This is a genomic window from Microcoleus harperi Pol14_C6 (assembly GCF_036701295.1).
GTDB lineage: Bacteria > Cyanobacteriota > Cyanobacteriia > Cyanobacteriales > Microcoleaceae > Microcoleus.
Window position 1 is genome coordinate 115078 of record NZ_JAUBQN010000005.1, and the last position, 12892, is coordinate 127969.

Sequence of the window (12892 nt, forward strand, 5' to 3'; positions counted from 1 at the left end):
GGGAAAAGCACCCGACTTTGGATGGGGGTTTTTACCCAATTTGTTACCCAGTTGACAGATCGATCGCACAGGAATTCACTCGATGACAGAGATGGACTGGTCTTTGGACGGCTACGACTACGAACTTCCGCCCTCACGCATTGCCCAAAATCCCGTAGTGCCGAGGGACAGTTCTCGCTTGCTGGCTGTAGATTCTCCCAGCAGCCACCAACACCGGATTTTCCGGGATTTACCCGATTTGCTGCAACCGGGAGACTTGCTGGTACTCAACAACACCCGCGTGCTGCCAGCGAGGCTCTACGGCCACAAACCCAACGGCCCGGCTGTGGAGATATTGTTGATGGAAGAACGGCAGCACAACTGCTGGCTGGCTTTGGTTAAACCGGGGAAACGCTTAAAGTTGGGAGCAAAAATTGAGTTTGATCCCATCGCCCCTGGCTGTGACAACTCGACCACAGCTCCTTGCTGTTGCCTTCCCGATGCCACTAAGCCCGATCGTCGTCGATTGACTGCAACAGTTATAGAGAGGGACGACGCAACAGGGGGACGGCTGTTGGAGTTTGACATCCCCACAGATGAGAATCTGGCGAAGTTTTTGGACGAATACGGCCATGTACCTCTGCCACCCTACATCGAAAATTCCCAAGCTTCAGCGGAACAGTACCAGACTGTTTATGCCGAGAGGCTTGGGGCCGTGGCTGCCCCCACAGCAGGCCTGCACTTCACCGAAGAATTGTTCAGCCGCTTGGAACAGCGGGGAATAGAAAAAACTTTTGTCACCTTACACGTCGGAGTAGGGACGTTTCGCCCGGTGGAGGTGGCAGACGTGACGGCTCACAAAATGCACGGCGAATGGGTGGAAGTACCCCCCGCCACTGTTGAGAAAATCCGGGAAACTCAAGCCCGAGGCGGGCGGATCATTGCCGTGGGTACCACAGCAGTGCGAGCTCTAGAGGGAGCCGCCGCCGCGAGTGGCGATTTTTCCTTGCAACCTTTTTGTGGCGCGACCAATTTGTTTATCTACCCGGGCTACAAGTGGCGGGTTGTAGAGGGGATGATTACCAATTTTCACTTGCCCCGCTCTACTTTGATGATGATGATAAGTGCGATGATTGGAAGGCCTCGGCTGTTGGATTTGTACCGAGAAGCGATCGAGCAACAGTACCGCTTTTATTCCTTTGGCGATGCCATGCTGATTTTACCAACAGCAAAAAAGGATTGATCGATCGGGCATCGGGTTCGCCCCATGCCCGGTATTCCGTTTCTATTCTTCCTCCTCTTCTTCATTGCCGGGATACACGAAGCTGTTGGAACGCCCAGTCAGAACAGATTTGCCCAGAGAAAGAGCTTTCTGAGCTGCCACTACAGCTTTGCGCTTCCATGTGGCCTTACGCATATTCTTCTTGGATTTGGAGGTTTTCTTCTTAGGGACTGCCATGACGCTAAATACTTTCTGCTTGCTTATATAGACAAACAAACATTCTAGCCGATTTTGCCGGCAATGCTTACTCGAAAAACCGCAACAACTGCTCGGTCAGTAATATCAACTAGTAGGGTGCGTCAGCGATTAGCTTCTGGAAAAATAGACAAAATCCCCTAGGTAACGCACCCGCAGCAGCTAAAGTTCGTGAAAGTGGTAGATCACGACGCCAGTTACGGCATCGTTCTCGATACTCACATAACCTGTTTTGAGCATTGCCGTGAAAGCCTCTTCCACTTCGGCAAAAGTAGCGCCGGTTGCCATCACCCCTTGGGTGACAGATAATCTTCCGTTCTTGGTATAAGCTGCCTTCAGGAGTTTAACCCCTAACTGGTCTGGAGTTTGCTTGGGATATGTCGCGGCGATCGCCCCGCTGCTGGGATATAGCGGTATACCTTCGCGAGATACGCCGAGTTTGCCCCTGAGACTGGCATTGTGTTCGTCCACCATGTTCGGCAGCAGCAGCAAGTCAAACAATTGCCCAAACCCAAACAAACCAAAGGTAAACAGCCACAGCAAACCCGTACCAATCTTGCCGTTGTAGAGGCGGTGGAGTCCGAATGGGCCGAAAAAACAAGCTGCCCATAAAAGGTAACTAACACCTAAATTGCTCATTTTCTGACCGTCCTGCCTGATTATTCTAAGAATTGGAGTCCCTTTATACATTTTGTACTGTCTATCTGGTGTTTGAACAGTTTGACACCACCAGATACTTGTGCATTGTCCGAAGTTATTCGTTATTTACTACCAATTCCCCAATTTCCCATGCCCCACGCCCAATTCTCCATGCCCCATGCCCCATGCCCCATACCCACTGAGTAATTCTGCGTAGCAATTCTTAACGCCAGCAACATATTTCCGGGGGCGAGAGCTTGGTAAACTGGAGGGCGTGGAAATTACAGCAGCTTAGACCTAGATTCCACACGGAGCGCCAAAGCAAGCGCGCCGCCAGCGCTGGCCGGACATACACGAGCGCGATCGCCCGCAGTACCCGACAATTGAAACAAGCGAGTAGTTATAAGCAGAAATCCAATAAACATATGGTAGATTCCCTCAAAAAACCCACTTTTGAAGAACTGCGGCCGGGAGTGAAAACCCCAGCCAAAGAAACTATTCTCACGCCGAGATTTTACACAACAGATTTTGACGAGATGGCCAAAATGGACATCTCGGTAAATGAAGCCGAACTAGAAGCAATTATCCAAGAGTTCCGCGTTGACTACAACAAAAACCACTTCGTGCGGGATGAGGAGTTCGCTCAATCTTGGGATCACATTGACGGCGAAAAACGCCAGTTGTTCATTGAGTTTCTGGAACGCTCTTGCACCGCTGAGTTTTCTGGGTTCTTGCTTTACAAAGAATTGGGACGCAGGCTCAAAGACAAAAATCCAGTGCTGGCGGAGGGTTTCAACCTGATGTCGCGGGACGAAGCGCGGCACGCCGGATTCCTCAACAAAGCGCTGTCCGACTTTAATTTGTCCCTGGATTTGGGTTTCTTGACAAAGAGCCGCAGTTACACATTCTTTAAGCCGAAGTTTATTTTCTACGCTACTTACTTGTCCGAAAAGATCGGTTATTGGCGCTACATCACGATTTACCAGCACTTAAAAGCGCATCCTGAAGACCAGATTTATCCGATTTTCCGATTCTTTGAAAATTGGTGCCAGGATGAAAACCGCCACGGAGATTTCTTTGATGCGGTAATGAGAGCTCAGCCTCAGATGTTGAACGATTGGCGCGCTAAGCTGTGGTGCCGTTTCTTCTTGCTGTCAGTGTTTGCGACAATGTATCTCAATGATATCCAGCGCGCCGGTTTTTATCGATCGCTCGGACTCGATGCTCGCGAATACGACATCGAAGTGATTAAAAAGACCAACGAAACAGCAGGCCGCGTATTCCCCGTCATGCTCGACGTGAACAATCCCGAGTTTTATGAACGGCTGGATGTTTGCCTCAAGAACAATCAGAAGTTGACCGCAATTGTTGCTTCTAATACTCCGAAATTCTTGCAATTATTCCAAAAATTGCCTTTGTATTTGTCGAACGGCTGGCAGTTGTTGAAGCTGTACTTCATGAAGACAATTGAATCACCTTCAGTACAGGGCGCTGTGCGTTAAGTTTTGATTTTTCATCCTCTGTGACGGCGGTTCTGCGACAAGCGGAGCCGCTTTTTTTTGGTATAATTAGTCCTTTCTCGCCCGAATAATTAGTTTTATTGAACCGCGAAGACGCGAAGGGCACGAAGGAAGAAGGAAGAAGGAAGACAGTTGACTGTTGGCTGTTGTTCCTGGCAAGCCCGATGCCCGATGTCCGTATAGGTTTTATCAGCAATTAATTGCACTTGATATCATAACTGTTTTCCCTAAAATTTATCGCCATTCCCCCTGAAGGTTAAAAGCCGCCCAATAATAAGGAGAACGCCACTCTTCCTGCTTCAACATTTCCAGTTGCGCCGCCCTCAATGCTGCCGCTGGTGTTAACCCTTTTTGCAGCATTCCCTGATAGAAACTTGACATTAACGTAGCTGTTCCTTCATCATCCACATTCCATAAACTCACCACCACTCGCTGAGCCCCAGCATACATAAATCCCCGTGTCAATCCTACCATCCCCTCGCCTTGAATGTTCTGCCCTAATCCGGTTTGACAGGCACTTAACACTACTAAATCTGCTGCTAACTTCAGATTGAAAATATCAGTAAGTCGCAGGAATCCGTTTAAGGGATTGCCCTTTTCATCTACCAGTGACAAGATAATTCCCGATAGTTCCGGGTTAGTGCTATTCGCTAAACCGTGAGTGGCAAAATGAATGATTTTATATTGGCTTAAATTCTGACTGGTTGCGACGGCGCGGCTGGCTTCAAAATCCAAAGATTCGGTGCGAGAATTGGCAGGAACTAACGCTTGAATGATTTGAGCTTCTTGGCGAGTGAACTTTAAACGGCTCAACTGTATGTTATTGTCGCGGCTAGAGCGGCTTAAACCGAGATTTACTGATTCTATTTCTTGGGGATTGGCGCTATTAGACTGGGTTTTGACTCGTCGATCGTCAGCGCTAAAAACTGGATCGGCGAGAATTGCTAAAGTCCGAGTTGGGGGTTGTCTGTCATTGTAGTTTTGTCTTAAGATTCCCAAGGTGGAAGCGGAAGGCAGCAGCACAATTTCATTGTCTACAATTAAAGGCTGATTCCGATTTTTACCGGGTGTTTCGGGGAGCGAGAGCGCGGCAAAGGGGAGGTAATTGAGAATGCCATCGCCAACTATCAGGAGGCGTTTTTGAGCGAGTTGTGCTGCTATAGGCTGTAAAAGAATTTGACTGAGCGCGTTGTTAGCTTCAGCAACTCGATCGGGAATGTTTCGGTAGCGCGGGTTAGTCACAGCATCCCGGAAATTGCGGGCGGCTTTTTCGATGTCAACCTGTTTGGGCAATTCATAACTGGTGATACTGGTTTTAGTCACAGCCCACAGATAGCTGCGCTCTTTCCCTAGAGAATACTGGAGTAAAATTGTATTCTCATCGAGGATTTGTTGTTGAATCTGGGTCAGGGTTAAAGGTTGCGGTTGGGTGAGGGAGGCGTACCGGGGACTGGTGGAGCGGATTTGTGTTTGAATGTCCTGATATTGTCCTAGTAAAGTTTGCCGTTTTTGGTCTAATTCTGCTTTTTCTGCGGGGGTATGATTGGGGCTGCTTATAGTTTCGATTCGCCGTGTTTCTAAGGCATCGAGTTGCTGTTGTAAATTGCGTTCTTGCTGCAATAATTCCGGGGCGACACCTTGGCGAATATCGGCGTTTGCTTCTTGAAGAAGTTCCAATAAAGTGCGGGCGCGGGAGCGTTCGCTAGCTTGAAAGGCTTTAGTATCATAACCAGATTTGGGTTGCGTTTTGTGCAGTTGCATTAACAGGTCAAGGTAGAACTGGTAATAGTCCTGCACGGTGGCAAAGTATGATATGCGGAGCTCGTGGTTGGTAATTTTGGTGCGGAGGTTTTCGATGATTTTGATGGAGGTTTCAATGTCAGTGAGGGCTGCGATTAAATTGCCTCGATCGCCTTTGATATTAGCCATATTGTAGAGGGTGAGAGCTTCCCCAGGACGATCGCCCACAGCGCGAAACAGCGGCAGGGCTTGGTTGAAATATTCTTCTGCTTCCTGCTGTTTTCCCAATTCTGAGTAAGTAGTACCTGTATTGTTGAGGGTGAGGGCTTGTCCACGCCGATCGCCCACTTTTTGTCTCAAATCGAGGGCTTGTTTGTAGTAGTCGAGGGCTGTTTGTTTTTCTCCCAAATCTGAATAGACTAAGCCAATATTGGTGAGGGTAGTTGCTTCCTTAGCCCGATCGCCCATAGCGCGGAATAAGGGAAGGGCTTGGTTGAAATACTCTTTTGCTTTCTGTTTCTCTCCCAAATCGTTGTAGGCTAAGCCGATGTTGTTGAGTGTGGTGGCTTCCGCAGTGCGATCGCCCAAAGATGTGTCGCTGTTTGCGGGTATGTTCGAGATGTTGCTGAGGTTGATACTTGCTTCAGGGCGATCGCCCATTTCCCGAATAAGGGAAAGGACTTGCTTATAGTAGTCGATGGCTTGCTGTTTCTCTCCCAAAGCATAGTAGACGGCGCCGATATTGTTGAGGATGACGGCTTGTTTAGGGCGATCGGCTACAGTCTGATTCCAAGAAAGGGCTTGCTTGTAGTAGTTCAGGGCTTGCTGTCTGTCTCCTAATCTATTAGTAATGAAGCCCATTTGATGCAGCGTGTAAGCTTCCTTCTCCCGATTTCTAAGCATTTGATAAAGGGAACGCGCTGCATCAAACTTTTGCAATGCCTCCTGATAAGATGGTGCTGTTTCGCGAGCGAATAGTCGCCTAGCTTCCTGAACCAATCGCTCGGCTTCATCTGTTTTTTGATTTAATAGTTGTTTATTTTTCTGAATTAATCGATCGGCTTCCCCATCCGGGATTTGATTTCTACTGAGATCCAGGGTTGTCAGATTTACCAATCCCGCTAAAGGTTTGGCATCTACGATTTGATTTCTACTGAGGTCTAGGGCTGTCAGATTTGTCAATCCCGCTAAAGGTTTGACATCTGCGATTTGATTTGATGCTAGAAAAAGCAGTATCAGATTGGTCAATCCCGATAATGGTTTCACATCTGCGATTTTATTGCCACTCAAATAAAGAAAATTTAACTCAGTCATTCTAGATAAAGGTGTCACATCTACAATTTGATTTGATGCGAGGGACAGCCCTGTTATATTAGTCAATCCAGCTAAAGGTTTTACATCTACGATTTGATTGGCTTCGAGGAAAAGCTCTGTCAAATTAGTCAGTCCTGATAATGGTTTCACGTCTGAGATTTGATTGAAATTGAGGACGAGAAATCTCAGATTAGTCAGTTCAGATAAGGGTTGCACATCTGTTATTTGATTTAAACTGAGGTTGAGCTTTCTCAGATTGGTGAATTTTGATAATGGTTTGATATCGACTATTTGATTGCGAATCAGGGAAAGTTCTGTGAGATTAGTCAGGGTTTTTTGAGCGCGATCGCACTCTTGTGTTTTTGCTTTTGATAGCAACACCTCCACCGTATGTCTGGCTTCAGGGGTCAAATTCTCTTTGTTGGTACAGAAATCAGCAAAACTTTCAAATGTCTGGGGATTTGGCGCGGCGGCAGATCCCATCAGGATAGTCGCACCTACAGCTAAGCTCCAACGCCCCCAAATCGAAAGTATGGGATTCATAAGCACTCGCTCAAAAAAGACATGATTAGCTGCTATCATAATCTATCGCACCTTGTGGTGCGCGCTTTTCCTTCCTGCTTGCCAATTAGATCGGGAGCATTTGGTGAAACAATAGTCGCTACTGCCTCTCGCTGCACTCTCCAAGCATTATTAGAAACCGGGTTTAAGAAACTGGGTTTTTCCAAAAAACCCGGTTTCTCCTCAAAAATTTGGTTTCTGCACAAGTCATATTTTACGTTACTCTCAACTCAGGAATTTGAAATTAGCGATCGCCCTCAAATCTAGCATTTATTATTTGCTGCTGTTTTATGAAGAAAATAAACAAAAAACTTTTTAACCAATCGAATGTTATTTTTTCACTAGGAATGATCGGCGTTTTCCTCCTATCCTTAACTCTCCGCTTTTGGCAACTAGAGCGATTTAACACTTTAGTATTTGACGAAGTTTATTACGCTAAATTTGCCAACGATTATCTCACAAAAACTCCTTTTTTTAACGCTCATCCGCCTCTGAGCCAGTACATAATTGCGATCGGCATTTGGATCGGCACTCACCTTCCCTTCGGCAAAACAGCCGTCAACAGTATGGCAGGTTCCCTGCTTTCCCCTTGGGATTACCGCTGGCTGAATGCTCTGACGGGTTCCTTTATTCCGCTAGTTGTGGGAGTTTTGGCTTATCAGTTAGTTTCGCGCCGCACCTTTGCTTTTATTGCTGCTTTATTTATCGCCTGCGACGGTCTGTTTTTAGTTGAGTCTCGCTACGCGCTGAACAACATTTATCTGGTTTTATTTGGAATTTTAGGTCAGTTATTTATTTTAAAAGCCGTAGAAACAGAAGGCAAAAAACGCTGGCTTTGGCTGGTACTCGCCGGAATAGATTTCGGCGCATCTGCTGCTATCAAATGGAACGGATTATGGTTCCTTTTCGGTACTTATCTAATTTTAATCTGTGCTTGGGCAGTACGTTTTATCCAGGGTAACAGAGGCAATGAAGAACAAAGCCGCGAGGTAGATTCACCTCTAATTCCTGCCGAAAGTCCCGTACAAAAACTGACTCAACTCAATTTTATAGAACTCTGCTTGAGTCTAGCTATTATTCCTATTCTAGTTTACAGCATCTCTTGGATTCCTCACCTGCACTTTAATCCAACTCCCAATTTCTGGCAGATGCAAACAGAAATTTTGACTTATCACCAGCGGATTAAAAGCGGCCCAGATGTACATCCTTACTGTTCCACGTGGTACAGTTGGCCTTTGATGCTGCGCCCCATAGTTTATTTCTACAAAACTGCTAGCAGCAATGCCCAACCAGATCCGGTTTTGCCGCCTTTACCTGAAGGTGCAACTCAGGCAATTTTTGACGTTCACGCAATGGGAAATCCATTGCTTTGGTGGCTGTCAACCTTAGCTTTACTGCTAGTAATAGGAGTTTTAGTTCACCGGATTTTGGTGTGGCTGCAAACGCGCAGCGAGGCTTCTGTGGACACGATAGAACAGCAGCGGCCGATTTTGTTTCCGCCGACTGCTGAAATGTGGCTGGGGTTATATTTAATAGTTAATTGGGCCGCTAATTTGCTGCCTTGGATGAAGGTGACTCGCTGCATATTTTTGTACCATTATATGGGCTGTTCTGTGTTTGCAGCTTTAGCACTTGCTTGGTGGGTTGACAGGTGGCTGCACAGCCCTCAAACTCGACTCCGAGGGATGGGGGTAACAATTATTTTTCTGGTTTTGGGTGCTTTTCTTTTCTGGATGCCTATCTATTTGGGACTGCCTTTGTCGCAGTGGGAATGGAAAATTCGGATGTGGCTGGCGTCTTGGGTGTAAGTTAGAAATAATTCCTTTATTAACGGGCAAGATGCCCGTGAAGCGAGAAAATTAAGTTTTGTGGAACAGGCATCTTGCCTGTTCCTAACAAAGGTGCAAAATGGAAGTTATAACATTTATTATCAAGGCGAGTTTGCAAAAGCGAGCATTATTTTTGATAGAGTGCTCGATAAACTGGTTCACCGCGTTTCAGAGTAGCAATTTCTCTTTCTGTAGCCACAGGCAGGGGATTTTCTGCTAGCCAGTTGTCGCCGTTTTGACGTTTAAAACTAGGGTGAGATGAAAAGCGATCGCACATTTCGCTTTCTACTTCCTCAATATCTGACTGAATAAAAACTTCGCCGCCAATTGCCAGATAAGTTGCCAATTCGTTGACTAATTCCTGCTGTACCACTCGCCGTTTGTGGTGCTTTTTCTTGAACCACGGATCTGGAAATTGAATGCTAACTCGCTGCAAAGTACCAGGGGGAAAAGTTTCTAAAATTGGCTTTAGCGAACTATTCGCATTGCAAAACAAATAGTGCAAATTTGTCAAGCCTTTTTCGTCCCGCCAAAGATTCGCTTCTTCTACCAGCGGTTCCCGAATTTCTAATCCGAGAAAATTCCAGTCAGTTTGTACTTGCGCCATGTGCCATAAAAACCTTCCTCTGCCGCAGCCGATATCTAAATGCAGCGGTAAATTTAAGTCGGCATAGATTTTAGTCCAATCCGGGGGATTTGCAGATGCTTGATATCTAATTGATAGGGGATTGACGTGTTCCCGCACTCTTACTCTTGCCAATTTTGCTGTCTCCTGAATGTAATTTTTAACCGCTGATGAAGGCAGATTAACGTGGATTAACGCAGATAAATATTGATTTTTGCGAGGTTATTCAATACTTTTTAATTAATGAGCAATCTTAAATTTCAGAGGGACAATTTTAAACTGCTCATTATTGCATTAGGCCTCTGGTTCCATGCCTGCTGCTCTTAATTGTGCAGCTAGTCGATCGGCCCGCTGCCGTTCCCTTTCTACCATCTCTGCTCCCCACAATAACATCTCTCCGCTCTCATCCCACCACCGCAACCAATATCCGGTTCTTTCAGCTTTTGTTCCCTGCCAAACCCCCAGAAATAACCCAACCCCTTCAATCCAATAACGGCCGTTTAAATCTGGTGGTTGTACTTCATACTTTCCTGATGAACCCAACTGGTAGACTTCTAACACTCCAGCCGGAGGCTCAAAAAGTGCATAGATTGGAACTCGCAGTACTTGTTCGTAAAAAAACCATTTTCCAGGCGGGTAAGTTTGTTTACTAGAATATTCATCGTTGGGATTAGCTGACAAAAATTCCATCACAATCGCCGGAACTTCCCCTTCTAAGTTGGGAGTGTAACTGCGGCGAATTTCTTGACTGGAAAGCGGCTGGACGTTGCGGGCATAAAACCAATCTGGAGCTTTGATAACTAGCTTGCCGTTTAATGTAGCGCAAATTGCCATGTTTGGGGCAACTAATATTCCTGTTACAATTAGCCCTGCGATTTCTAGGATTTCGCGGAAGGCAGCAGCGAGCAAGGGCTGGTCGATATTTTCCACAGGTTCCTCGTCTAAAATGAAGTCGTCTGGCAATTTTTCCCAGGTAATTTTTAAGTCTGCTGTAGGGGCTGTCACGGTATTTTACCTCTTACTAAGACTGCTGGAGTGCGGTTTGCAATACTTCGCGATGAAAGAGCGATCGCCCTACTATAAATTTTATCCTGTCTGGCGATAATGCGTCGCCGTTGGCATAGTGTTCGATCCAGGTTTTGCTGATTAAATAAGGATCTTCTGGCAATTCTGATAATAAGTATCCCGGCATTTCTAACTCGTCCATCAATTGACTGACTTTCGGGTCGTAGCTGAGGGCAAAACAGCGGCATTCTTCGGATGCTGCCATAATTAAACTGTGGTAGCGCATCCCGATCGCCATTTCGACTCCCCGGAACACTCCTTTCAATTTTCTGGGGTCTTCTAAACTGAGGATGCGACTCCTTTTGGGCAGCGCTTCGTGCAAATGTTGGGCAATCTCTAAGTCGTGAGACGCTTGAAAAGGCAGCAGCAAAATTAAGGTGCGAGTTGCTTTTTGAAAGTCAACTAAAGCTTGAGTTAAAATTGACAAACGCGCGGGAGTTAGTGTAGAATGAGAACGCAAACAAACAGCAACTCTGGGTGCTGGCAAATCCCATAAACCAGATACGGGAGAATTCTCCAAAGCCCACACCGGATCGGGCGCTAAAGTAAAGGGAATTTGCCAATCTGCAAGTAAAGTAGCTGAACCTTTATCCCGCACGCTGACGGCGGTGCATCCAGCAAAACACCGCTGAGATAACTTGCGAGTGATTTCGCGCTTCAAAGGCCCAATTCCCTGAGCCCAGGCAACAGTTTTTAAGCCCATCCGCTGCGCTATTCCCATCAAACCGCCATAATAGAAAGGGCTTGCTATGCTAGTAGCGTCTTGGATTAAACTACCGCCGCCCCAGATTAGCGCGTCGGAGGTGCGAAGTGCTTCGAGAACTTGGAACGCATTCATGCGATCGCGCGCAGCTACCCCGTACCGCTGATTTGTCTCGACAGGATTGCCAGACAGGACGATCGGCGTCACGCCATCTGGTAACATTTGCAGTAGCGATGCCAACAGCGCCTCGTCGCCGCCGTTGCCTTTACCGTAATAGCCGCACAAAATTGCTCGCATTTCTACTCTTTTGTTTGTTTGTGATGGGGAATCTAACTATTTTAGATTTTAGATTTTTTTGATATTTGAGATTTGATCCTACTACCAAAAAAATGCTACTGTCAGCAAGCTTCAAGGCTTTACGTCATCAGTCAGCTAAAAGCGCAAATCTAATAAAATCTCAAATCGCTAATCTAAAATTGTATGACCAGCCCAAAACAGGTACAAGCCCCGACTTAAGTCGTGGATGCTCCTAAAATTTTAGACCAAAGCTCAAGCTCCAAGATTCATCTGTGGAGTAAATCTAAAATCTAAAATCTAAAATCTAAAATCGACTGACTCATCATACTTTATATGACAGTTGCGTAAGTCCCGATCGATAAATCTTTCATCTTCGTTCACGATACAAAAAATGCACGCTTTGTCAATTCCCACCTGGATTATTCACGTCTCTAGCGTCGTCGAGTGGATTGCCGCCATCTGGTTAATTTGGACTTATGGCGAAGTCACTCAAAACCGAGCTTGGTGGGCCCTTTCCGCCGGAATGCTGCCCGCTCTCGTCAGCGCTATGTGTGCCTGTACATGGCACTATTTTGACAACTCTCCCGCCCTAGAATGGATCGTTACCCTGCAAGCGGCGATGACTCTCATCGGCAATTTTACTCTGTGGGCGGCGGCTTGGTGGATTTGGCGATCGGCTCAACCAGAAAAAATTAAAGATTGAAAAAGAGGTAAATATTTTGAAAAAAATCACTACTTGGGTCAAATTAGCCGCGAGTTCGCTGTTGTTAACAGCCGGATTTTTGCTTCCCAGCAAAGCCAGCAACACTTCCTTGCAACTCGCCCAACAGCCTAACTGCAAAAGTCCTCAAACTACACAGGAGCAGAATGCGTGTTCCAGTCAAGAGTTTCAGGCAGCAGACAGAAAACTCAATCAACTATATCAGCAACTTCAGCCGAAACTCAACAGCCAACAAAAGCAAAGATTGATAGTATCACAGCGTAGTTGGCTCAAGTTTAGAGATGAATCTTGCAATTATGAAATGGGGCAGTTTGAAGGTGGAACTTTGGCTGCTTCTACCTACGGTTATTGCAGAGCGAGGGTGACACAAGAACGGGTTAAAGACTTGGAGCGTTATTTGCAACAAGCAAGTTTGTAAAAGT

Annotated in this window: 11 protein-coding genes; 5 read left to right on the forward strand and 6 right to left on the reverse strand. The window is 46.3% G+C overall.

Annotated features, from left to right (window positions below; genetic code table 11):
- Positions 1 to 82 precede the first annotated feature (82 nt).
- Positions 83 to 1222, forward strand: coding sequence for a tRNA preQ1(34) S-adenosylmethionine ribosyltransferase-isomerase QueA (gene queA, locus QUA27_RS06090; protein WP_333066995.1), 1140 nt, complete (start codon positions 83 to 85; stop codon positions 1220 to 1222).
- A 42-nt stretch (positions 1223 to 1264) separates the two neighbouring features.
- Here the strand turns inward: queA and rpmF are convergent, their stop codons facing one another.
- On the reverse strand, positions 1265 to 1438 hold the full coding sequence (gene rpmF, locus QUA27_RS06095; RefSeq protein WP_006632406.1) for a 50S ribosomal protein L32: 174 nt from the start codon (positions 1436 to 1438) through the stop codon (positions 1265 to 1267).
- Between the two features lie 180 nt (positions 1439 to 1618).
- Positions 1619 to 2095 (reverse strand): TM2 domain-containing protein, encoded by a 477-nt coding sequence (locus QUA27_RS06100; RefSeq protein ID WP_015176602.1) that lies wholly within the window; start codon positions 2093 to 2095, stop codon positions 1619 to 1621.
- A gap of 425 nt (positions 2096 to 2520) precedes the next feature.
- On the opposite strand from QUA27_RS06100, the gene acsF reads away from it, so the two are divergent.
- A complete protein-coding gene (gene acsF / locus QUA27_RS06105; RefSeq protein ID WP_333067090.1) occupies positions 2521 to 3597 on the forward strand; it encodes a magnesium-protoporphyrin IX monomethyl ester (oxidative) cyclase in 1077 nt (358 codons plus the stop codon).
- 252 nt (positions 3598 to 3849) lie between these two features.
- On the opposite strand, the gene QUA27_RS06110 is transcribed toward acsF, so the two are convergent.
- Complete coding sequence (locus tag QUA27_RS06110; protein ID WP_333066996.1) at positions 3850 to 7212, reverse strand: CHAT domain-containing protein; 3363 nt, start codon at positions 7210 to 7212, stop codon at positions 3850 to 3852.
- A 365-nt stretch (positions 7213 to 7577) separates the two neighbouring features.
- Here QUA27_RS06110 and QUA27_RS06115 point away from each other — a divergent pair, with 365 nt between their 5' ends.
- Entirely contained in the window at positions 7578 to 9038 is a 1461-nt protein-coding gene (locus QUA27_RS06115) for a dolichyl-phosphate-mannose--protein mannosyltransferase (RefSeq protein WP_333066997.1), read from the forward strand.
- A 148-nt stretch (positions 9039 to 9186) separates the two neighbouring features.
- Here the strand turns inward: QUA27_RS06115 and trmB are convergent, their stop codons facing one another.
- From trmB to csaB, 3 genes are all read right to left on the reverse strand, one after another.
- Positions 9187 to 9819 carry a tRNA (guanosine(46)-N7)-methyltransferase TrmB gene (gene trmB / locus QUA27_RS06120; protein WP_333066998.1) on the reverse strand — a complete coding sequence of 211 codons (633 nt, stop codon included), beginning with the start codon at positions 9817 to 9819 and terminating at the stop codon, positions 9187 to 9189.
- Positions 9820 to 9978: 159 nt separating this feature from the next.
- Entirely contained in the window at positions 9979 to 10689 is a 711-nt protein-coding gene (locus QUA27_RS06125) for a Uma2 family endonuclease (protein WP_333066999.1), read from the reverse strand.
- A gap of 16 nt (positions 10690 to 10705) precedes the next feature.
- A complete protein-coding gene (gene csaB, locus QUA27_RS06130; protein ID WP_333067000.1) occupies positions 10706 to 11749 on the reverse strand; it encodes a polysaccharide pyruvyl transferase CsaB in 1044 nt (347 codons plus the stop codon).
- Positions 11750 to 12140: 391 nt separating this feature from the next.
- Here csaB and QUA27_RS06135 point away from each other — a divergent pair, with 391 nt between their 5' ends.
- Both QUA27_RS06135 and QUA27_RS06140 read left to right on the forward strand, forming a co-directional pair.
- Positions 12141 to 12452: a DUF2499 domain-containing protein gene (locus tag QUA27_RS06135; protein WP_333067001.1), complete on the forward strand. Its 312-nt coding sequence runs from the start codon at positions 12141 to 12143 to the stop codon at positions 12450 to 12452.
- A 16-nt stretch (positions 12453 to 12468) separates the two neighbouring features.
- A complete protein-coding gene (locus tag QUA27_RS06140) occupies positions 12469 to 12888 on the forward strand; it encodes a lysozyme inhibitor LprI family protein (protein WP_333067002.1) in 420 nt (139 codons plus the stop codon).
- The last annotated feature ends 4 nt before the right edge of the window (positions 12889 to 12892 follow it).